At 68.1% G+C, this 21,056-nt stretch carries 22 protein-coding genes; 18 read left to right on the top strand and 4 right to left on the bottom strand.

Annotated features, from left to right (window positions below; all coding sequences use genetic code 11):
- Nucleotides 1-40 precede the first annotated feature (40 nt).
- From METRZ18153_RS0107040 to METRZ18153_RS0107025, 4 genes are read left to right on the top strand one after another with little or no spacing between them, the layout of a single operon-like run.
- A complete protein-coding gene (locus METRZ18153_RS0107040; RefSeq protein ID WP_020164061.1) occupies nucleotides 41-1,126 on the top strand; it encodes an AI-2E family transporter in 1,086 nt (361 codons plus the stop codon).
- A complete protein-coding gene (hda, locus tag METRZ18153_RS0107035) occupies nucleotides 1,123-1,815 on the top strand; it encodes a DnaA regulatory inactivator Hda (RefSeq protein WP_020164060.1) in 693 nt (230 codons plus the stop codon). Before METRZ18153_RS0107040 ends, hda begins: the two co-directional genes overlap by 4 nt.
- A gap of 13 nt (nucleotides 1,816-1,828) precedes the next feature.
- The gene (locus METRZ18153_RS0107030) at nucleotides 1,829-2,518 is read left to right on the top strand and encodes a histidinol-phosphatase (protein ID WP_020164059.1); all 690 of its coding nucleotides are present in this window, start codon (nucleotides 1,829-1,831) and stop codon (nucleotides 2,516-2,518) included.
- A gap of 8 nt (nucleotides 2,519-2,526) precedes the next feature.
- Complete coding sequence (locus METRZ18153_RS0107025; RefSeq protein ID WP_020164058.1) at nucleotides 2,527-2,964, top strand: Fur family transcriptional regulator; 438 nt, start codon at nucleotides 2,527-2,529, stop codon at nucleotides 2,962-2,964.
- On the opposite strand, the gene METRZ18153_RS0107020 is transcribed toward METRZ18153_RS0107025, so the two are convergent.
- Nucleotides 2,952-3,671: a PEPxxWA-CTERM sorting domain-containing protein gene (locus METRZ18153_RS0107020; RefSeq protein WP_020164057.1), complete on the bottom strand. Its 720-nt coding sequence runs from the start codon at nucleotides 3,669-3,671 to the stop codon at nucleotides 2,952-2,954. The genes METRZ18153_RS0107025 and METRZ18153_RS0107020 overlap by 13 nt on opposite strands.
- A gap of 98 nt (nucleotides 3,672-3,769) precedes the next feature.
- Here METRZ18153_RS0107020 and METRZ18153_RS0107015 point away from each other — a divergent pair, with 98 nt between their 5' ends.
- Complete coding sequence (locus METRZ18153_RS0107015) at nucleotides 3,770-5,911, top strand: TonB-dependent receptor (RefSeq protein WP_020164056.1); 2,142 nt, start codon at nucleotides 3,770-3,772, stop codon at nucleotides 5,909-5,911.
- On the opposite strand, the gene METRZ18153_RS0107010 is transcribed toward METRZ18153_RS0107015, so the two are convergent.
- Entirely contained in the window at nucleotides 5,901-6,755 is an 855-nt protein-coding gene (locus tag METRZ18153_RS0107010) for a PEP-CTERM sorting domain-containing protein (RefSeq protein ID WP_020164055.1), read from the bottom strand. The two genes, METRZ18153_RS0107015 and METRZ18153_RS0107010, sit on opposite strands and share 11 nt — an antisense overlap.
- Nucleotides 6,756-6,860: 105 nt before the next feature.
- On the opposite strand from METRZ18153_RS0107010, the gene METRZ18153_RS0107005 reads away from it, so the two are divergent.
- From METRZ18153_RS0107005 to zigA, 3 genes are read left to right on the top strand one after another with little or no spacing between them, the layout of a single operon-like run.
- On the top strand, nucleotides 6,861-7,712 hold the full coding sequence (locus tag METRZ18153_RS0107005) for an all3515 family Zur-repressed PEP-CTERM protein (protein ID WP_020164054.1): 852 nt from the start codon (nucleotides 6,861-6,863) through the stop codon (nucleotides 7,710-7,712).
- Nucleotides 7,713-7,749: 37 nt separating this feature from the next.
- Nucleotides 7,750-8,391 carry a DUF1826 domain-containing protein gene (locus tag METRZ18153_RS0107000; protein WP_029143608.1) on the top strand — a complete coding sequence of 214 codons (642 nt, stop codon included), beginning with the start codon at nucleotides 7,750-7,752 and terminating at the stop codon, nucleotides 8,389-8,391.
- A 19-nt stretch (nucleotides 8,392-8,410) separates the two neighbouring features.
- A complete protein-coding gene (gene zigA, locus METRZ18153_RS0106995) occupies nucleotides 8,411-9,634 on the top strand; it encodes a zinc metallochaperone GTPase ZigA (RefSeq protein ID WP_020164052.1) in 1,224 nt (407 codons plus the stop codon).
- Here the strand turns inward: zigA and METRZ18153_RS0106990 are convergent.
- Together METRZ18153_RS0106990 and METRZ18153_RS0106985 are read right to left on the bottom strand one after the other, a co-directional pair.
- Entirely contained in the window at nucleotides 9,631-10,323 is a 693-nt protein-coding gene (locus METRZ18153_RS0106990; protein WP_020164051.1) for a response regulator, read from the bottom strand. The two genes, zigA and METRZ18153_RS0106990, sit on opposite strands and share 4 nt — an antisense overlap.
- Nucleotides 10,320-11,681, bottom strand: a complete 1,362-nt coding sequence (locus METRZ18153_RS0106985) for an ATP-binding protein (RefSeq protein ID WP_020164050.1) — start codon at nucleotides 11,679-11,681, stop codon at nucleotides 10,320-10,322. The genes METRZ18153_RS0106990 and METRZ18153_RS0106985 overlap by 4 nt, the downstream gene beginning before the upstream one ends.
- A 290-nt stretch (nucleotides 11,682-11,971) precedes the next feature.
- On the opposite strand from METRZ18153_RS0106985, the gene METRZ18153_RS0106980 reads away from it, so the two are divergent.
- From METRZ18153_RS0106980 to METRZ18153_RS0106935, 10 genes are all read left to right on the top strand, one after another.
- On the top strand, nucleotides 11,972-13,798 hold the full coding sequence (locus METRZ18153_RS0106980) for a methanol/ethanol family PQQ-dependent dehydrogenase (RefSeq protein ID WP_020164049.1): 1,827 nt from the start codon (nucleotides 11,972-11,974) through the stop codon (nucleotides 13,796-13,798).
- Nucleotides 13,799-13,852: 54 nt separating this feature from the next.
- Nucleotides 13,853-14,692 (top strand): methanol oxidation system protein MoxJ, encoded by an 840-nt coding sequence (gene moxJ, locus METRZ18153_RS0106975; protein ID WP_020164048.1) that lies wholly within the window; start codon nucleotides 13,853-13,855, stop codon nucleotides 14,690-14,692.
- The gene (moxG, locus tag METRZ18153_RS0106970; RefSeq protein ID WP_020164047.1) at nucleotides 14,689-15,168 is read left to right on the top strand and encodes a cytochrome c(L), periplasmic; all 480 of its coding nucleotides are present in this window, start codon (nucleotides 14,689-14,691) and stop codon (nucleotides 15,166-15,168) included. Before moxJ ends, moxG begins: the two co-directional genes overlap by 4 nt.
- 76 nt (nucleotides 15,169-15,244) lie before the next feature.
- The gene (locus METRZ18153_RS0106965; RefSeq protein WP_020164046.1) at nucleotides 15,245-15,526 is read left to right on the top strand and encodes a hypothetical protein; all 282 of its coding nucleotides are present in this window, start codon (nucleotides 15,245-15,247) and stop codon (nucleotides 15,524-15,526) included.
- A 140-nt stretch (nucleotides 15,527-15,666) separates the two neighbouring features.
- Nucleotides 15,667-16,689 carry an AAA family ATPase gene (locus METRZ18153_RS0106960; protein WP_020164045.1) on the top strand — a complete coding sequence of 341 codons (1,023 nt, stop codon included), beginning with the start codon at nucleotides 15,667-15,669 and terminating at the stop codon, nucleotides 16,687-16,689.
- On the top strand, nucleotides 16,686-17,531 hold the full coding sequence (locus METRZ18153_RS0106955; RefSeq protein ID WP_020164044.1) for a DUF58 domain-containing protein: 846 nt from the start codon (nucleotides 16,686-16,688) through the stop codon (nucleotides 17,529-17,531). Before METRZ18153_RS0106960 ends, METRZ18153_RS0106955 begins: the two co-directional genes overlap by 4 nt.
- 29 nt (nucleotides 17,532-17,560) lie before the next feature.
- Nucleotides 17,561-18,472, top strand: a complete 912-nt coding sequence (locus tag METRZ18153_RS0106950) for a hypothetical protein (protein WP_020164043.1) — start codon at nucleotides 17,561-17,563, stop codon at nucleotides 18,470-18,472.
- 7 nt (nucleotides 18,473-18,479) lie between these two features.
- On the top strand, nucleotides 18,480-19,460 hold the full coding sequence (locus METRZ18153_RS0106945; protein ID WP_020164042.1) for a vWA domain-containing protein: 981 nt from the start codon (nucleotides 18,480-18,482) through the stop codon (nucleotides 19,458-19,460).
- The gene (locus tag METRZ18153_RS0106940) at nucleotides 19,448-20,056 is read left to right on the top strand and encodes a hypothetical protein (protein ID WP_020164041.1); all 609 of its coding nucleotides are present in this window, start codon (nucleotides 19,448-19,450) and stop codon (nucleotides 20,054-20,056) included. Before METRZ18153_RS0106945 ends, METRZ18153_RS0106940 begins: the two co-directional genes overlap by 13 nt.
- Entirely contained in the window at nucleotides 20,053-21,054 is a 1,002-nt protein-coding gene (locus tag METRZ18153_RS0106935) for a vWA domain-containing protein (RefSeq protein WP_020164040.1), read from the top strand. Before METRZ18153_RS0106940 ends, METRZ18153_RS0106935 begins: the two co-directional genes overlap by 4 nt.
- Nucleotides 21,055-21,056: the final 2 nt, after the last annotated feature.

The raw sequence follows: 21,056 nt of genomic DNA, 5'->3' as shown, positions 1-21,056 counted from the left end.
GCCCCAAGGGTGCGCATTCTACCCCGGCCCGCACCCCGCCATGACCCCTCCCGGCATCAACCGCAAACAAACCCTGCTCTGGGCAGGCGTTGGCGCGGCCATCGTCGGCCTGTTGTGGCTGCTCGGACCGACGCTGTCGCCCTTCATGCTGGGCCTGGTGCTGGCCTACATCTTCGAGCCGCTGGTCGAACGACTGTGCAGGCGGCGCGTGCCGCGTACGCTTGCCGTGGTGCTGGTCATCCTGTTCGTGATCAGTCTGGTGGTCGGACTCATCCTCATCCTGGTGCCGGTGATCCAGCAGGAGGTGCGCACGCTGATCGCGCGCCTGCCCGCCTATCTGACGGCGGCGCACGAACAGCTGGTGCCCTGGCTGCAGCAGCATTTCGGCATCACGCTGCAACTCGACGTGGATAGCCTGAAGCGCTTCATCACGAAGAACTGGAGCAGCGCGCAGGACTATCTGATGGTGGCGCTGGAATACGTCAGCAGCCAGGGCGCGGTCATCGTCGGCGTCGTGGCCAACGTGCTGCTGACGCCGGTCGTCATGTTCTACCTGATGCGTGACTGGCGCGAACTGCGCCATCGCGTTGCCAAGCTGGTGCCGCGCCCGTGGCTGAACCGCACGCTGTCGCTGGTCGACGAGATCGACGCGGTGCTGGCCGAATTCCTGCGCGGACAGCTGTCGGTGATGGCGGCGCTGGCGCTGTTCTACAGCGTCGGGCTGTGGATCGCCGGCGTCGATTACGCATTGCCGCTGGGCCTGCTGTCCGGCCTGCTCGGCTTCATCCCCTATGTCGGCTTCTCGACCGGCCTGCTGCTGTCGCTGCTGGTGGCCACCCTGCAGTTCCAGGGCTGGCCGCCGGTGATCGGCGTGGCCATCGTCTACAGCCTGGGCCAGTTGCTGGAGAGCTTCCTGCTCACGCCCTGGCTGGTGGGTGAACGCATCGGCCTGCACCCGCTGGCGGTCATTTTCGCGCTGATGGCTTTCGGCCAGCTGTTCGGCTTCGTCGGCGTGCTGATCGCGCTGCCCGCATCTGCTGCCTTGCTGGTCGGCCTGCGTGAAGTCAGGCGGCACTATCTGGCCAGCCATTTCTACCAGGGCGACGCGCCCAAGATCATCGAATGATGCGTCAGCTGCTGCTCGACATCCGTCCGATCGCCGCTCCCAGCCTCAGCAATTTCGTGGCCGGCGCCAATCGCGACCTGCTTGCCCATCTGCGCGGCATGACCGGCGACGAGCCGGGTGCATCGGTCTATCTGTGGGGCGACAGCGGCAGCGGTCGCACCCACCTGCTGCGCGCGCTGGCCGCCGAATCGAAGGCGCGCGGGCTTTACCTCGAAGTCGACCAGATCAACTTCACGCTGCCGGATACGCTGATCGGCGCCCTCGAAGCGACGCACGCGAAACTCTGGCTGTTCGACGACATCCATCTGCTGGAGCCAGAGGCGCAGGGCGCGCTGTTCCGCGCGATCAATCTGGCCCAGGCGCGCGGCATCACTGTGGTCGCCGCCGGCAACAGCGCGCCGCGCATGCTGCCGCTGCGCGAGGATCTGCGCACCCGCATCGGCCAGATGCTGCCCTTCTGCATCCAGCCGCTGCACGACGACGAGCGCATCGAACTGCTGCAGGCACACGCGGCCGCGCGCGGCATGAAGGTCGAACAGGAGGTGTTCGATTACCTGCTGCGCCACGGCCGGCGCGACATCCGCTCGCTGCTCGGCATACTCGACCTGCTCGACGAACATTCGCTGACCCGCCAGCGCCCGGTGACACTGCCGCTGCTGCGCGAGGTCATGCAGACCAGACTGATCTGATACGGATACCGCCATGGAACTGGTACTTTTCGACCTCGACAACACCCTGCTCGCCGGTGACTCGGACTTCGAGTGGGCGCAATTCCTGATCTCCAAGGGCGTGCTCGACCGCGAGCTGTACGAGGCGCGCAACGCGACCTTCTACGCGCAGTACAAGGCCGGCACGCTGGACATCCACGAATTCCTCGACTTCCAGCTGGCGCCGCTGTCGCGCCACAAGCGTGCCGAGCTGGACGCCTGGCATGCCGAGTTCATGGTGCAGCAGATCCGCCCGCGCCTCACCGACGGTGCGCGCGGCCTGGTGAACGGTCACCTGGAAAGCGGTGCCCTGTGCGCCATCGTCACCGCCACCAACAGCTTCATCACGGGTCCGATCGCGCGCGAGCTTGACGTGCCGCATCTGGTCGCCACCATCCCCGCGCAGCAGGACGGCGAATTCACCGGCAAGCCGCGCGGCACGCCGGCCTTCCGCGAAGGAAAGATCGAACGCGTCGAACGCTGGCTGGAAGAACTGGGGCTGTATTTCGGCAGCTTCCGCCGCACCACCTTCTACAGCGACTCGCTGAACGATCTGCCGCTGCTCACCCGGGTGACCAATCCGGTGGCGGTCGATCCGGACCCGACGCTGGACGCGCACGCGCGTGCACACGGCTGGCAGATCATGCATCTGCACACCGGCACCGCCGTGCCGGACGAGGTCTGAGCGCACTCATGGAGCGCAATACGCGTCAGCGCACCGCGATACTCGGCGCCATCGAAGCGGCCGGCCGGCCGCTGTCGCCGGCCGAACTGCACGCGCTGGCACGCAGCGAGGCGCCGGCGCTCGGGCTCGCGACCGTGTATCGCAACATCAAGCTGCTGCTCGAAGAAGGCCGCATCCGCGAAGTCAGTCTGCCGGGCGAGGCACCGCGCTACGAAGTGGCTCACCTCGGTCACCACCATCACTTCAAGTGCCTGCAGTGCGACCGCGTGTTCGACATCGCCGAATGCCAGACCGACTGGAACGCACTGGCGCCCGCCGGTTTTTCGGTCGAGGCGCACGACGTGACGCTGTTCGGCCGCTGCAGCGCGTGCAGCGGAAAAGGAGACGCGGACGGAGCGCCCTCAGCCGGGCACACGCATCCGCACGACCACGATCACACGCACTGACGGCGACGGCCGAGCGCGCCCACCAGACCGACGCCGGCGATCAGCATCGCCCACGTTGCCGGTTCCGGCACCGGCGCCATCAGCGCGCCGACCGCACCTTCGAATGCCGCTTCTTCCAGACCGTTGTTGAACGCGATGTAGAACGGCGACGACGCCAGCACGCCGTTCGCTTCGAGCTGCAGCGTGATCAGGTAGGCACCGGCCAGCGCGCGGTCCGCGCCGCCGATCGAGAAATCCAGGTGCGAGTGGATGTCGCCGGCACCGGACACTTGGGCGATCGCGCCGGCAGGATCGGTGACCGCGCCGTAGCCGAATGAAGTGATCGTGCCCAGCACGTCCTCGATCGACACGAAGACCGAAGGACCGCTGCTGGTCCACATCGAACCGTTCCACGACTGCAGCACGCCAAGGCCGCGGTAGCCGACGACCAGCCCGACATCGAGCGCGCCCTCTTCCGCGACGAAGCCCGGGTCGTCGGTCTTGAACAGGCCACCACTGAAATCACGGAAGTCCGCTTCGAACAGGCGGTAACCATTGGCGGCAATCTGCGCCAGCCCCTCGGGATCGACCACCAGCGAGCCCGCCGCCATGCCGACCTCGATATCGCCCGCGTGATCGGCCGCCTGCGCCGCCACGAAGAGCTGTGTTGAAAGAAATGCGGTCATGCCGAGCGCACGCAGTAAAGAACCGGGTCCGGAATATTTCATCGCTTGCTCCTTGGTGAGGACGGAAAGGAAGTGAACATCGCCGTTAACGATAACGCGATACTATTAGCAATAGCAATCATCGCACCTTCCGCTGCGGCATGTCCTCTCGATTCGTCCGTCCCCACCCCGGGGCGATCCGGCGCCCTGGTATCGCCGGAAGCCTGTCTCTCCTCCTGCTCACCGCCTGCTGCCGCAGCGCGATCGCGCAGGACGTCGCCGACAGCCCCGACGCCATCGAACTGCCTGCCATCCGCGTCGAGGACAGCCGAACGCCGGACGGGGCGAACGAAGCGGGCGCATCCAGACTGCGCGGCGAAGCGCTGCGCGACCGCAAGGGCGCGACGCTGGGCGAAACGGTGGGCGACGAAGCGGGCGTGCACAACGCCTCCTTCGGCACCGGCGTCGGCCTGCCGGTCATCCGCGGCCTCAGCGGTGCGCGGGTGAAAGTACTGAGCAACGGTGGCGGCACGCACGACGCCACCACCTTCAGCCCCGATCACGCATCGACTGCCGATACGGCGGTGGCGGATTCGGTGCGCATCGTGCGCGGCCCGGCCACCATCCGCTACGGCGGCGGCGCCATCGGCGGCGTGGTCGACGTGGCCGACGAACGCATTCCGACGCGACTGCCGCAGAAGGCACTCAGCGGCGCGGTCGACCTCGGCTACAACACCAACGCGTCGGAACGGATCAGTTCACTGCGGCTCGACGGCGGCCGCGGCCCGTTCGCGCTGCACGCCTCGGCCAGCAGCCGCGATCGCGGTGACGCCCGCATCGCCGGCTGCGCCGTCGACGACGACGCCGTGCAGCAGCAGTTCGGCCTGATCAACACGCGCAACAGCTGCGGGCGCCTGTACAACAGCGATGCACGCGCCGCCGCCGGCACGCTGGGCGGCAGCCTGTTCATCGGCAACGCGCTGCTGGGCGCCGCCGTGAACAACGCGTCGAACGACTACGGCATTCCGCCCGCCCCCGGCCACTCGCATGGCGGCGACGACCGGGTGCGCATCGTGATGGACAACCGCCGCGTCGACACCCGCGCCGAATGGCTGGGCGAAGGCTGGCTGCAGTCGCTGCGCTATACCGGGGCGCACGTCGATTACCGGCACGACGAAGTCGATCAGGGCGCCGTCGCCACCACCTTCCGCAACAAGGCGATCGAACAGCGGATCGAACTGGAGCACACCCTCGGCGAACACCTCGGTGGCACGGTCGGTGTGCACCACACACGGCGCGACTTCTCGGCGCTCGGCGTCGAAGCTTTCATTCCGCAGACCTCGATGCGCAGTTCCGCCCTCTACGCAACGCAGCATGTCGACATCTCCAGCCTGCGCTTCGAACTGGGCTGGCGCGGCGAAATGACGCGCATGGAAGCCGGCGATCGCGAACTTGCCGGCGGCTTCGCGGTGAGCTTTCCGCGGCGCCACATCAACGCACAGAGCACTTCCGCGTCGCTGCGCTGGCAGGCGGCCGATGCACTGAGTTTCACGGTCAGCGCCGCGCATGCCGAACGCGCGCCCGAGATCCACGAGCTCTATTCGCTGGGCGCCCACCTGGCGACCCGCACCTACGATCTGGGCGACCCCGGGCTGAACACGGAGGGCGCGCGCTCGATCGACCTGTCGGCGCTGTACGAGGATGCGCGATTGCGCGCTGCGGTCAGCGTGTACGCCAACGACGTCAGCAACTACATCTTCCAGCTCAGCGAAGCCTTCTTCTACGACACTGCCGAAGAGCAGTTCCGTTTCGCCTGCGTCCGCCTGGAAGAGTGTCTGCAGGTGGTTCAATACGCGCAGAGCCGCGCCAAGCTGAGGGGATTCGAAGCGGAACTGGCATTGAAGTGGGCGGCCAGCCGCTTCGGCGACGTCGAGTGGTCGGTCTTCGCCGACGCCGTGCGCGCCCGGCTGCCGGCGCTCGACGAAGACGTGCCGCGCATGCCGCCGCTGCGCTTCGGCACGCAGCTGGCGATAAGCAAGGAGGCGTGGTCCGGGCGGGTGCGCGTGACGCGACAGGCGGCGCAGGACAGGCCGGGCGCCAACGAAACCGCCAGCGACGGCTACACCCTGGTCAGCGCCAACCTGAACCACGTGCGTCCGCTCGACGGCGGCCGCACGCTGACGCTGTACCTGAAGGCGCGCAATCTGCTCAATGCCGAAGCGCGCAACCCGGTGTCCTTCCTGCGCAGCTTCTCGCCGGAACCGGGGCGCAGCGTCGAAGCCGGCCTCAGCGTCAGCTTCTGACCCGACGCGCGAGCGAAGTCGTCAGCACGAGACCGACCACCATCAATACCCAGCTCGACGGCTCGGGCACCGGCAGGCTGACGCGTGACATGAAGGCAGTTTCGTACTGTTCGGCGCTGAGGCCGTAGTTGAACACCACGTGGAAAGGGTCGGAATCGACGTAGCGTCCGCGGCCACCTATCGACGTCGCGTCGGTCAGTTGCAGCGTCACCATATAGGCGCTGGACGGTGCCGCGCCTTCGATGAACCAGTCCAGGTGCGCATGGAAGCCGCCGTTGGCGTTCGCGTCGTCTATCGTCGCCGCGACCGGGCCTTCGATGCCGGCGCCGGTAAACAGCGTTCCCTGCGAATAGAACTCGAAATTCGCCGCTGCACCGGGCGGTGCCAGGCGCGGATTGATCAGCGATTGGATGTAGGCGTTGGCCACCGCCGGTGGCACCGCGCCGTACAGGCGAATGCCGACGCCGTCATCGGCGGCCGACCATGTGCCGCTGGCGGCATCCCACTGCAACAGCGTGCCGACCGCCTTGAAACCGATGAAATCTCGGGCACCGCTGGCGCCGGACAGGCTGCCCGGGAAAGCCTGGAAACCCGGATCGTCGGTGCTTTTCGGCCCGCCCTCGAAGTCGCCGAAGTCGCCCGGGAACACCATGTATCCGGTGTGGACATCGATCGGCAACTGCTCGAACGGCAGGTCGCCATAGGCACCGACCGTAATCCTGCTGCCGGCCACCGGTCCCTGGTCGAGCCCGATGGTGACGTCGAAGTGGATGGCATGTGCCGCGGCAACGTGGAAGGACAGCAGTGCTGCAGCAAGGTGCATGAAGCGGATGGGCACGCGCATGAGAGGTCTCCGGATGATCAGCCTCTAATGATAATGCAATCTCCTTTACAAAAAAGACTACGCCCCGTATCTTTTGATATTCGATTATCAACAAAGGAGAGCATCTTGAAAGTCCGCGCCCTGCTCGTCATTGCCGGCCTCATGTCCGGCTTCGCACACGCCAGCGAGCCGCTGCGCGCCGATGAAGGCATCGGCTTCTACATCGGGATCGACAGCCTGGCGACGATTGCCAGCGGCACCTTTGCTGGCCTGGCCAATCCGAACTACGGCCGCCTCACCTATCTGATGGAGCACGGCAACCACTTCCACGGCATCGGCGCCTACAGCTATACCGGCAGCGCCGCAGCGCCGGTCATCAACGGCAGCAACGCCAACAACCGCATTCCGGAACTGTCGGCACGCATTTCACCGCTGCCCGGCACGCTCGCGCTGCGCGCAGGCAGCGGAGCATTCGCCGGCAAGCTGGTCAGCGGCGTGCTCGATGACAGCGTCGCTCATCACGATTACAGCTACCTCGGCGCGTCGTCCATCCAGTCGCTGGCCGACGGCGCCGCCGGCAGCGCCGAGGCGGTGCTGTACGCAAGCAGCGCCAACCGCTGGAACGCACAGCTCGACGGCGTGCAGGTCGCGCTGAAGCTGGAGTACATCACGCCGGGTCTGAAGGTCGCCGCCAATGGCGACATGGACCTGTTCGACAGCGGCAACCTCTATCTGCTTGGCGACGGCAATGGCTTCGACTTCGTGCCGACCTTCTACACCGACGCGGCCGCCGCGGTCGGCACCTACACCGCGCAGTTCTCGCTGGTGAACCTGGGCAGCAATACCGCCGTGCGCGACGGTGGCACCTTCTACATCGACTTCGCGGTCGCGCCGCCGGTGCCTGAACCGGCGAGCTGGGCCATGCTGCTCGGCGGTCTGCTGATGCTGGGCACGGTCGCCGCGCGACGCGCGCGCTGAGGACGAGGCAGGCGGGCACACCCCGCCTGCACGCACCATGAACATCCGATTTCAGCCCCCTGCTCCCGCGACATCCTGTTCCCGTGCCGTCGACGCCGTCACGTTGGCCGACCTCGCGCAGGTCTTCGATCCGGCCGTCAATCTGGTGCGTCTGCAGCGCCCTCTGCCGCCCGGTCTGGCCGACTGTCTGCACGCGGCTCATGCCAGCGGCGCACTTGGCAGCGGGCGGCGCGCGGTGATCGACGCCGGCAGCCCGCTGCCCATCGGCACCCTGCCCGAACTGCCCGGGCGCGACACCGTCGATGCCGACGTGCAACTGCTGTCCGGACTGCTGGCCGACCTCACCGGCTGTACGCGGGTCGGCGTGCGCATCGAGGTGCTGGACCGCGCCATGTGCCCGCGCTGGCACGTCGACCGCGTCGCCCTGCGCCTGCTCTGTACCTGGATCGGTCCGGCCACCGAATGGCTGGACGACCGTTGCGCCGACCGCAGCCACCTCGGCAGCGACGCCGTGATGACCGACGCCGCCGGCATCGATCGCGCCACCGCCGGCGACATCGTGCTGCTCAAGGGCGAACTGTGGCCGGACAACGCCGGCCGCGGCGTCATCCACCGCTCACCCCAACTCGACGCCCCGCACCGGCTGCGCATCGTCGCCGCCTTCGATGCGGTGTTCTGACAACGGAAACCACACCATCATGAACGAACGACTTCCGGTCACCGTGCTGTCGGGCTTTCTCGGCGCCGGCAAGACCAGCCTGCTCAACCACGTGCTGTCCAACAGCGAAGGCCGCCGCGTGGCGGTCATCGTGAACGACATGTCGGAAGTGAACATCGACGCCCAGCTCGTCGCCAACGGCGCGCAGCTGTCGCGCACCGACGCCCGCATGGTCGAAATGTCGAACGGATGCATCTGCTGCACCTTGCGCGAAGACCTGCTGATCGAGGTATCGCGGCTGGCGCGCGAAGGCCGCTTCGATTATCTGCTGATCGAATCGACCGGCATTTCCGAACCGCTGCCGGTGGCCGAAACCTTCACCTTCGAAGACGAGGACGGCAGCAGCCTGTCATCGGTGTCGCGGCTGGACACCATGGTGACTGTGGTCGATGCATACAACTTCCTGCGCGACTACTCGAGCCAGGACATGATCGCCGAACGCGGCGAATCGCTCGGCGACGAAGACCAGCGCACCGTGGTCGACCTGCTGGTCGACCAGATCGAGTTCGCCGACGTGATCGTGCTGAACAAGTGCGACCTGGTCAGTGCCGACGAACGCGACCGCCTGCACGCGATACTGCGCGCGCTGAACCCGCGCGCCGACGTGGTCGAGTCGACCGAAGGACGCGTACCGCTGGACCGCATCCTCGACACCGGCCGCTTCGACTTCGACGCCGCCGCCGAAGCGCCGGGCTGGCTGCAGGAAATGCGCGGCACCCACGTGCCGGAATCCGACACCTACGGCATCCGCAGCTTTTCATGGAGCGAGCGCCGGCCCTTCCATCCGCAGCGCTTCTGGAACCTGATCCACGACGAATGGCCGGGCGTCATCCGCAGCAAGGGCTTCTTCTGGCTGGCCAGCCGCATGGATTTCGCCGGCGAATGGGCACAGGCTGGCGGCATCTGTCGCAACCGCCCGGCCGGCCTGTGGTGGGCGGCGGTGGACCGCGCCGACTGGCCGACCGACCGCGACTACCTGAAGCAGATCGAGGCGCGCTGGCTGGCGCCCTTCGGCGACCGTCGCCAGGAACTGGTATTCATCGGCATGGACATGGACGAGGCGTGGATACGCCAGCAGCTCGACGCATGTCTGCTGACCGACGCCGAAATGGCCGCCGGCTCGTCCACCTGGCGCACGCTGCCCGATCCCTTCGACCCGTGGGCGCTTGCCGACGCCGACGACGAGCCGGCGCAGCAAACCTAGCGCGACGCCGGCGGCGCGTCGGTCAGGCCCAGCCGGCGCTCGGTCACCCAGGGCACCAGACCGACTTCTGACGCGAGCTTCACCAGCTCGATGTCGGAACTGACGTCGAGCTTGCGCCGCGCCGTGCTGAGCTTGTTGGCCACCGTCTTCGGGCTCAGGTTGAGCTGTTCGGCGATGGCGTCGATCGAATGGCCGGACACCAGCAGCCGGCACATTTCGAATTCGCGCGGCGTCAGGTAACCGAACAGCTTGGATTCCGGCAGGTAGTGCGAGAAGGCCACGCTTTCCGCCACCTGCCGGCTCAGCACGCGCTTGCCGCGCGCCACCGACTGCACCGCGTCGACCAGCTGCTCGGCCGGGCTGTCCTTGGTCAGCACGCCGAGCGCGCCGGCATCCAGCGCCTGCTGCACCACGGTCGGGTGCGAGCACATCGTGAACATGAGCACCTTCGCCTGTTCGTCGAAGGCGACGATGCGCCGCGTGGCTTCGATGCCGCTGGAGCCGGGCAGCATGATGTCCATCACCACCACGTCGGGCGCGTGTTTGCGGTAGGCGGCGTAGGCCTCGTCGGCGGTGCCGGCCTCGGCCGCCACCAGCAGCGACTCGTTCATCTCCAGCAGCGCGCGGTAACCGGTGCGCACGACCGCGTGGTCATCGACCAGAAGGATGCGGGTCTGTCGGTTGTTCATGCGGTGATCTCCTGTTCATTGCGTGCGAAGGGCAGTCGCACGGTGACGCGCCAGCCGCCCCCGGTAGCCGGGCCGGCGCTGCAGACGCCGCCCAGCGCGAGCGCGCGTTCGCGCATGCCCAGCATGCCCAGCCCGGCGACGCCGGTCGGTATGCCGTGCGCGCTGCCGTTGTCCCAGATGTCGAGCTTGAGCACGCGGCCGTCGCTGCCCTGCTCGGTACTCACGCCTATCAGCAGGCGCGAGCAGTCGGAATGCTTGAAGGCATTGGTGACCGCCTCCTGCACGATGCGATAGGCACTGGCCTCGACCGTCGGTCCGGCGTCGGCCGATTCGCCTTCGAGGTTGAGCACCAGTTCGAGCGGCCGCGGCGCCTGCGCGCTGCGCTGCTCGACCAGCTGGCGCAGCGCGTTATAGAGACCGAGCGCGTCGATCTCCACCGGGTGCAGCGATTCCAGCTGCACACGCACGCGGCCCAGCAGCTGCGCCAGGTGGCCGCCCAGCGCCTCGGCGCTGCCGCTGTAGCGGGCCAGCGCCGGCTCACGCCGGCAGGCGGCCGACAGCACCGCGACGTGCGGCTGCATCGCCACCATATAGGTGCTCATTTCGTCGTGCAGGTCGCGCGCGATGGCGCGCCGCGTCTGCTCTTCCATCACCATGATCTTGCGCAGCAGCGCCGAGCGCTCGCGGCTCACCTCGGCCAGCGAATTGGCCATCCGGTTGAACGAGGCCGACAGTTCCGCCAGATCGGGCAGGCGGAAGGCCGGCAGGCGCGCGTCGAGACGGCCCGACTCGATGTCGCGCAGCGCGGTGCGCAGCGCATGCACCGGCTCCAGCGCGCGACAGATGGCCCAGTACAGCAGCAGCCCGAGCAGCACGCTGTAGGCCACGGTGAGATAGCTCAGCCGCTTGAAGCCCTCCCACTTCTCGCGCATCTCGTCGGACGGCATCGGCGACACGCGATAGAAGCCGGCGATCTCGCCATTGAGCCGCCACGGCTTCATGCGCACCGTGCCGTCGGCCTGCACCGGCGCCTCGTCCGGCGCCGGCCAGCCGCTGGCACCTCGGGTGTCGGACGAGGCGAGCACACGACCGGCAAGGTCGAGCACGTCGATGCGCACGTGGCGGATGTCCTTCATGCGCTGCACGCGTTCGAGCAGCGAATCGAGCATGGGTGAGCGACCGTCGCCGGCGTTCAGCGGCATGTCCTCCGGCAGCAGCAGCAGCACCAGCCGTGTGCCCGACTCGATCTCCTCGACCGAGTCGCTGCGCCACGCCTTGTAGTGCAGGAAGCCGTGCGTCAGCAGCAGCAGGCACATGAGCACGAGCACGATCAGCAGCAGGCGGTTCTTCAGTGTCATTCGGAGACGATGGAAGTGCGGCGGGACATCCGGCTTCAGGGGTACCGGTGCCGTCGATGGTAGCGCCGGAGCCGAGGGACAAAATCCCCTCGTTGCAATGCGCAGCACACCGCAATCGCTGCACTGCACATTCCTATAGTTCGCTCGACCGCAGCGCTGGCCGACTGTCGACGGCAGCGTCCGCGGTTGCGATCTCCGGGCCCACAGGTCTGTTCTGGTCCGGCTCCCGGATCGCATGAAAGCGAATGCGCGTATCCCCACGCGCCCCACCCAAGGAGGAGAAAACCGCTATGTCACTGAAAAGAGCAACCGGCCGGACCGGTCTGCACAAGAAACGTCTGAGCCGCGCCGTCGCCACCGCGATCGCCGGTTTCGCGCTGGCGTCCGCATCGGGTGCCGCGCTCGCCAACGCCGAGCTGATCAAGCTGTCGCAGGACGACCGTCAGTGGGTCATGCAGGGCAAGGACTACGACCACAGCCACTACAGCGGTCTGAAGCAGATCAACCGCAGCAACGTGAAGAACCTGAAGGCCGCGTGGACCTTCTCGACCGGCGTGCTGCACGGCCACGAAGGCGGTCCGCTGGTGGTGAACGGCATCATGTACATCCACACGCCCTTCCCGAACATCACCTACGCGATCGATCTCGACAACCCGAACAAGATCCTGTGGGAACACAAGCCCAAGCAGGACGCCTCGGTCCGTGCAGTCGCGTGCTGCGACGTCGTGAACCGCGGCCTGGCCTACGGTGACGGCAAGATCTTCAAGACCCAGCTCGACGGCCACATCGTCGCGCTGGACGCCAAGACCGGCAAGGAACTGTGGAAGATGGAGAACTCCGACCCCAAGGTCGGCTCCACGCTGACGCAGGCGCCGATGGTGGTCGAGGACATGGTCATCGTCGGTTCGTCGGGTGCGGAACTGGGCGTGCGCGGCTACGTCACCGCCTACCGCATCAAGGACGGCAAGCAGGTATGGCGCGCCTACGCCACCGGCCCGGACGAGGACATCCTGCTGGCCGACGACTTCAACATGGCCAACCCGCACTACGGTCAGAAGGGCCTCGGCACCTCGACCTGGGAAGGCGACGCATGGAAGATCGGCGGCGGCACCAACTGGGGCTGGTACGCCTACGACCCGGAACTGAAGCTGATGTACTACGGCTCGGGCAACCCGGCGCCGTGGAACGAAACCATGCGCCCGGGCGACAACAAGTGGACGATGGCCATCTGGGGTCGCGACGTGAAGACCGGCAAGGCCAAGTTCGCCTTCCAGAAGACGCCGCATGACGAGTGGGACTACGCCGGCGTGAACTGGATCGGCCTGTCCGACCAGGTGGTCGACGGCAAGAAGCAGAAGCTGCTGACCCACCCGGACCGCAACGGCATCGTCTACACCCTGAACCGCGAGAACGGCAACCTCGTTCGCGCCGACAAGATCGACCCGTCGGTGAACGTGTTCAAGGGCTACGACATGAAGAAGGGCGTGCCCATCCGCGACCCCGAGTACTCGACCCGCATGGACCACCTGGCCAAGGGCATCTGCCCGTCCGCCATGGGCTATCACAACCAGGGTCACGACTCGATCGACAAGAAGCGCGAACTGGTCATGCTCGGCACCAACATGATCTGCATGGACTGGGAGCCGTTCATGCTGCCCTACCGCGCGGGTCAGTTCTTCGTCGGCGCCACGCTGAACATGTACGCCACCCCGGGCAACAACGGCAACATGGGTCAGGTCAAGGCCTACGACGTCAAGACGTCGAAGTTCAAGTGGGTCAAGGACGAGAAGTTCTCGGTCTGGGGCGGCACGACCAGCACCGCGGGTGACCTCGTCTTCTACGGCACGCTGGACGGCATGATCAAGGCGGTCGACGCCGACAACGGCAAGACGCTGTGGGAATTCAAGCTCCCGTCCGGCGTCATCGGCCACCCGGTCACCTACGAGCACAAGGGCAAGCAGTACGTCGCCATCTACTACGGCGTCGGCGGCTGGCCCGGTGTCGGCCTCGTGTTCGACCTGACCGACCCGACCGCAGGTCTCGGTGCAGTGGGCGCCTTCAAGGAGCTCCAGCAGTACACCAAGATGGGCGGCGGCGTGATGGTGTTCTCGCTGTAAGACGTACCGGGCATGGCGCATGGCGCCATGCCCGTTTCAGGCAGGAGATCCACGATGAAACAGACCCTCATTGCAGCGCTGCTGTGCGCGCTCGGCGGCGTCGCGCACGCCGCCGGCACGCTCAAGGTGTGCGCGGCCGACAACGAAATGCCCTACGCCAACGAGCGGGGCGAAGGATTCGAGGACCGCATCGCCGAAAAGCTGGCGGCGGCCATGGACATGAAACTGGAGCGCGTCGGCTTCAGCGATCCGCGCTACGTGGTGCGCGACCTGCTCGACAAAGGCAAGTGCGACGTCATGCTCGGCGTCGATGCGGGCGATCCCCGCGTCGCCACGACCCGCGCCTACTACCGTTCGAGCTATGTGTTCGTCACCCGCGCCGATTTCGGCCAGGAGGTGACCGGCTGGGACAGCCCGGCTCTGCAGACCGCGCACATCGGCGTCATACCCGGCACGCCGGCAGAGGTGATGCTGGTACAGCTCGGCCGATATGCCGACAGCTTCCGCTACATGATGTCGCTCGGCGGCAACAAGGCGCCGCGCAACCGCTACGTGCGCTACGACAGCGAAAAGCTGATCCGCGACCTTGCCGCCGGCGAGATCGACGTCGCCGTGGCCTGGGCACCGTCGGTCGCCCGCTACATCAAGAGCGCAGCAACGCCGCTGAAGGTCACGCAGGTACCGGCCCAGGCCAGCAAGTCGAACGGCGAGCCGGTGCATTTCCACTTCGATACCGCGATCGCCGTGCGCAAGGACGATCACGCACTGCTCGCCCGCATCGAAGCCGCGCTCGCGCGCAGTCGCGACGACATCGAGGGCGTGTTGCGCGCCGAAGGCATACAGATTCTGCCGCCGCACCCGGTGGCAGAAGGAAACAAGGACAGCAAGGGATGAAGTTTCAAGTCAGCAAACTGGTCGCGGCAACCCTGATGGGTGGCGCCATCGCCACGGCGATCGCCGCCGGCAGCCCGCCGCGCTTCTACAACATCATCGAAGGTTCGCCGCTCGATTTCTCCGGCAAGGAGGAAAGTCCGGCGGTGAAGTCCTTCAAACAGACGGGCATCAACCCCTACAACACCGACGCCGCCAAGATCGCCGAAGGCGAGTCGCTGTACTCGACCGCCTGCTCGGGCTGTCACGGTCACCACGCCGAAGGCAAGCTCGGCCCCGGCCTGGCCGACGACTACTGGACCTACCCGGCCAACGCCACCGATCCGGGGCTGTTCTCCAGCATCTACGGCGGTCTGCAGGGAATGATGGGACCGCAGAGCGGGCACCTGTCGCAGGACGAAATCCTGGTGATCATGAGCTGGATCCGCTCGGTCTACAAGGGCGATCCGGCCAAGGCACTGTGGAAGCAGGCGAACTGACGAAGGCGAAGTTTTCGACCCGGCCCATCCGGGCCGTCATGTGCAGCACCCACATCACAACCATGGAGGAATGACAATGAAGATCCGCACTGCAGCCCGCCTCGCAGCCACTTCCGCTCTCCTGCTGCTGGCCGGCGGCGCCCACGCCTACGACGGCACCAAGTGCAAGGCAGCCGGCGACTGCTGGGAGCCGAAGCCGGGCTATCCGGCCAAGGTCGCCGGCTCCAAGTACGACCCGAAGCACGACGCCAAGGAACTGGCCAAGCAGGGCGACTCCATCAAGCAGATGGAAGCGCGCAATGCCAAGCGCGTCGAGCAGCTCAACGCCACCGGCACCTTCAAGTACGACGTGAACTGATCGTCGCATACACCCGGCCGGGCGAGCTCCCCTCTCGCCCGGCCGGGTTCCCGAAGGCCACGCGGAACGCGGCGCGCTGCGCGCCTTCCGTCACGCCTTCCCAGCCGCGCCCTCGCGGCCAACCCGATCTGGAATCCCGGATGCACTCCGAACCTGTTGACCTGTCGGCATGGCGGGTCCGTGCGCTCGACTTCGAGCGCCAGCTCAACGCGGTGCTGGTCGGCATGCCGCGCACCGTGCGACTGATGACCATCGCCGTGTTCGCCCGCGGCCACGTGCTGCTCGAAGGCGATGTCGGCGTCGGCAAGACCACGCTGCTGAAGGCGGTGGCACGCGGCATCGGCGGTGCCTACCAGCGCATCGAAGGCACCGTGGACCTGATGCCGGGCGACCTCGTCTATCACACCTATGTCGGCGACGACGGCCGGCCGCGCGTCGAACCCGGCCCGCTGATCGCGCAGGGCAGCGAACTGGCGGTGTTCTTCTTCAACGAGATCAACCGCGCGCGGCCACAGGTGCATGCGCTGCTGCTGCGCCTGATGGCCGAACGCACGGTCAGTGCATTCAACCGCGAGTACACGCTGCCGTGGATGCAGGTGTTCGCCGACCGCAACCGGGTCGAGCGCGAGGAAACCTTCGAACTGCCCTCCGCCGCCCGCGACCGCTTCCTGCTCGAAGTGTCGGTCGAGGCGCCGGACGCACGCGACCAGCTGCGCGGCCTGATGTTCGACACCCGCTTCCACGACGCCGACGCGCTGATCTCCAGCGTCGAGCCCGGCATGCTGGACCACACGCGCCTGAACGACGTCGCGCAGTCCATCCAGGACACCGTGCAGTCCAGCCCGGCACTCGACGACTACGGCGTCGACCTCTGGCTGGCGACGCGCCAGCCCGCGCTTTACGGCGTGCAGCTGTCCGACGTCGACATCGACCAGTTCATCCTGTCCGGCGCCAGCCCGCGCGGTGTGGCCATGCTGGCGCGCGCCGCCCGGGTGCAGGCCTGGCTCGAAGGCCGCGACCGCCTGGTGCCGGAAGACCTGCACGCGGTGTTCTTCGAGGCGATCGCGCATCGCCTGTGCCTGAACCCGGTGTACGAGACGCAGCGCCCGCTCTACGCCCGTCCCTTCGTCGCCGAGGTGCTGCGCCAGGTCGCCTCGCCATGACACCGTCCGCGCTCGCCTACGCGCTGCGCTGGCGCAGTCGCGCGGTCACGGCGGGGGCGCACCGCGGCACGCTGTCCGGCCCGGGGCACGACTTCGAACGCAGCGTGCCGCTGACCGGCAACCGCGACGCGCGCCGGCTCGACCTGCGGGCGACGCTGCGCGATCCGTCGGAGCGCGTATGGGTGCGGCTGTTCCGGCAACAGGCCGTGGTGCCGGTGGTGGTGCTGGTCGACGTGTCGCGCTCGATGGACTACCACGGCGCGACGCACCGGCATGCGCTGGCCGCCGAACTCGCGGAGGCGATCGCGCACGCCGCGTGGCGCATCGGCGATCCGTTCGCACTGATCGCCTGCGACCACCGCATACGTGCGGAACTGACACTGCCGCCCTGCCGCAGCGCGGCCGGTGCGCGCGCCGCGCTCGCCCGGCTGCGCGCCCACGTGCCGGATGGCGACGACAACAGCGCACTGCTCAAAGCCGCCCCGCTGCTGCCGCGCCGGCGTTCGCTGGTGTTCCTGCTCACCGACGGCCATATGCCGGACGAGCGCCTGAACCGCGTGCTCGGCAGTCTCGCCCGACACGACGTGGTCACCGTGGTACTCGGCGACAGCCGGGAGCAGCACGCCTCTTCGCGCTGGGGCATCGCCCGCCTGCGCGACCTGGAAAGCGGCGCCGAGCGTCTGCTGCTGCAGCGCCCGGCGCTCGCCCGCGCCTTCGACGAGGCACGGACGGCCCGCCGCGAACGGCTGCGCCACATCGCGCTGCGCCATGGACGCCCGCCGCTGTTCATCGACGATCGCATCGATCCGGTGCAGTTCAACCGCTACTTCCTGCAGACATGAAACGGTCCTCCGTCCCTGCACTTCTTTCCTTGCTGCTCTGCCTGTTCACCGTGCCGGCGATGGCGACGGTCACGCTGAAGCAGATCGAGTGGCCGCGCAACTTCGGCTACCGCATCGGCGACACCGTGCCGGTGCGACTGACACTCGAAGTGGCACCCGGCTGGACGCCCGACCGCGACGGCCTGCCGGAGCCGGGCCAGGGCGACCGCCAGTTCGAACTGCGCAGCCTCGCCGTCGCCGACGCGCCCGGGCGCTGTGCCGACTGCCGCCTCTACACGCTGGAATGGCAGCTGATGAAGAGCGTGCGCGCACCGCAGACGCTGCGCCTGTCGCCCACCGTGCTGCGCTTCCGCAAGGACAACGCAGTGGCGGAGATCAAGGTGCCGGCCTTCGATCTGAGCACGGCGCCGCTGCTGCACTGGGCGTCGAAGAAGGACATCGTCAGCAGCGTGCATCCGGGCTACCGCGCCACCGCCTTCGACAGCAGCGCGCCGCTCGCGCGTGCGCTGGGCTGGGCCGGCGCCGCGGCGGCACTGCTGCTGGCTGCGCTGTGGGTGGCCGGCCGGCTGGGCGCGCAGCGCGCGCGTCCGTTCGCCCGCGCCTGGCGCAGCGTGCGCGCGCTGCGCGGCCGCGACGACGCGGAAGCGCTCGAACAGGCCTTCCGCGCGCTGCACCACGCGTGCAATGAAAGCGCCGGGCAGACCATCTTCGCCTCCACGCTGCCGGACTTCATCGCCGCCCACCCGGCCTTTGCCGATCAGGCGCCAGCGCTGGAAGCAGCCTTCGCTGCCTCGCGAGCCTGCTTCTACGGCCTGCCGCCCGACCCGCGCTACACGCAGCCCGACGCGCTGCTGCCGCTGCTGGCGGCACTGCGCGACCGCGAGCGGCTCGGCGCGCGGCGGCGTTCGGTCACCCCGTCCTCCGTCGTCGAAGCGGCGTGAGCGCGACATGATGTCCTTCGATCATCCGCACTGGCTGTGGGCTGCACTGCTCGCGCTGCTGCCGCTGCTGTGGCACGGCCAGCGCACGCTGCCGCACGGCTGGCTGCCTGGCGTGCCGGCCGATCCGGCCTCGCGCGCGCTGGCCGTCGCACTGCGCCTGCTCGGTGCGCTGGCGGTGCTCGGCAGCGTGATCGCGCTGGCCGGTCCGCACCGCCAGGGCGAGGACGTCGAACGGATCGGCACCGGCGCCCACGTCGTCATCACGCTGGACCGCAGCGCCAGCATGAGCGACGGCTTCGCCGGCCGTGACGCGCAGCAGGGCGACGAAGCCAAAGGCCGCGCCGCCGCCCGCCTGCTCGAAGACTTCGTGCGCGAGCGCCCGCGCGACCTGTTCGGCGTCGTGTCCTTCAGTACGGCGCCGGTGCATGGCCTCGAACTGACCGCCGACCACGACGCGGTGCGCGCCGCGATACGCGCGTCGGCCGCGCCCGGCGTCGGGCTGACCAATATCGCCGCTGGCCTGACGATGTCGCTGGAACAGTTCCGCGACAAGCCGGTGACCGGCTCGCGCGTGGTGCTGCTGGTGTCGGACGGCGCCGCTCAGATCGATGTGCGCAAGCAGAACCAGATCCGCCGCCTGTTCGCGGAGAACCGCAGCGCGCTGTACTGGATCTTCCTGCGCACCGCCGGCGGCCGCGGTCCGTCCGACCCGCCGGACCCGGAAGCCGGCTTCGACCCGGCGCCGGAGTACTTCCTGAACGAGTACTTCCGCGACCTCGGCGTGCCCTACCGGCTGTACGAAGCCGACACGCCGGACGCGCTCGCCCGCGCCATCGCCGACGTCGCCCGCCTGCAGAACCAGCCGCTGCGCTACCGCGAAACACCGCCGCGGCAGGACCTCGGCGGGCTGTTCATCGGCATCGCCTTCGCCTGCAGCCTGCTGCTGCTGGCCGCCCGCACTTTCGAGGTTCCCGCATGGTCACGCTGATGTCGCCGTCCGCACTCCTTCACCTGCTGCGCCGCCGCTCGGCCGCACTGCTCTACCTGCTGGCCGCACTCGCCGCGGCCGCCAGCCTGCATGCGCTGTGGCAGGGCTGGCGCGCGCACGACGCCAACCGGCAGATGCGCGACGGCGTGGCCGACGCCGGCGCACCACCGATGGTGCTGTTCGCCCGTGCGGTATCACTCGACCGCAAGCGCGACAACGACGCGGCGCTGGCCGCCTACAGCGAAGCCGAGGCGCAGGCCGAACTGCGCGGCGACCCGGTGCTGGCACGGGCCGCCCGGGTCAATGCCGCCAACATCTACCTGCGGCGGGCGATCGAGGTCGCCACCGGCGAAGGTGCGGCGGCGCGCGCCATCACCCTCGTCGAACTGGCCAAGACCGGCTACCGCCGCGCACTGCGCGAACAGCCTGAGGACTGGGGCGCGCGCTACAACTTCGAACTGGCGCAGGTGCTGGTGCCCGACTACGAAGTGCGCAACTGGCGCAAGGACGGCAAGGAAACCAAGGTCGATGACGACGCGCTGCCCGACAAGGCGGCGTGGACAGAAATGGTCGGCGCGCCGCGGGGCATGCATTGAAGTTCACCGACACCCTGCGCGGGCGCGGTGCGCGCTTCTGGCTGCTCGCCGCGGCCAGTGCCTGTCTTGGCGTGGCGCTGTTCGCCCCGGCGGTGCAGATCGAACGGCGCGTCGGCACCTACATGATGGTGTTCGACATCACGCAGAGCATGAACACCCGCGACGTCGGCCCGGCCGACGCCCGCATCGGCCGGCTCGACCACGCGAAACAGCTGGCCATCGCCGCACTCGATCGTCTGCCCTGCGGCACGCAGGTGGGCGTGTCCATCTTCGTCGAGCGGCGCACGCAGCCGCTGCTGATGCCGGTCGACGTCTGCATCGACCGCGCCGCACTGAGCGACGCCATCGGCCACATCGACTGGCGCATGGCGTGGGCGGCCGACAGCCATCTGTACTACGGCACCTACTCCGCACTCGACGACATCCGCCGGATGACGCCGGGCGCCGCCCTCGCCTTCTTCACCGACGGCCACCAGGCGCCGGCCCTGCACCCCGGCCGCATACCGGCCTGGGACGGCGAGGCAGGCGAGGTACCGGGTTTGCTGTTCGGGGTCGGCGGCGAACAGCCGGAGCCGGTACCCAAGCTCGGCGAGAAGGGCCGCATCGAGGGCTACTGGACCGCCGAGGACACCGCCGGCTTCGCCAGCGCCGGCGCGCCGACGCTGTCGGTACTCGACATGGAGAAGCTGGGCGGCGACATCCGCAACGCGCCGCAGCGCGCGCCCGGCTCCGACAACGACCACCTGTCGCTGCGCCGCGACGACGTGCTCGAAGACCTGGCCCAGCGCACCGGTCTCGGCGTCGCGGTCGCACGCTCGCCGGAGCAGATCGCTGCGCAGTTGCGTGCACTGCCGGGCGGCCGCGTCGCCGACACCCGGTTCGCGCTGCGCCCGCTGTTCGCGCTGGCCGGCCTCGCGGCATTGCTCGCCAGCCTCGCACCGGCGCCGTCGGCGGTCCGCCGCCGCGCCCAACGATTGTTCACCTTCAGGAGTGCCTGATC

Source organism: Methyloversatilis discipulorum (genome assembly GCF_000385375.1).
Lineage (GTDB): Bacteria > Pseudomonadota > Gammaproteobacteria > Burkholderiales > Rhodocyclaceae > Methyloversatilis > Methyloversatilis discipulorum_A.
This window is presented reverse-complemented; position numbering and strand designations above follow the sequence as displayed.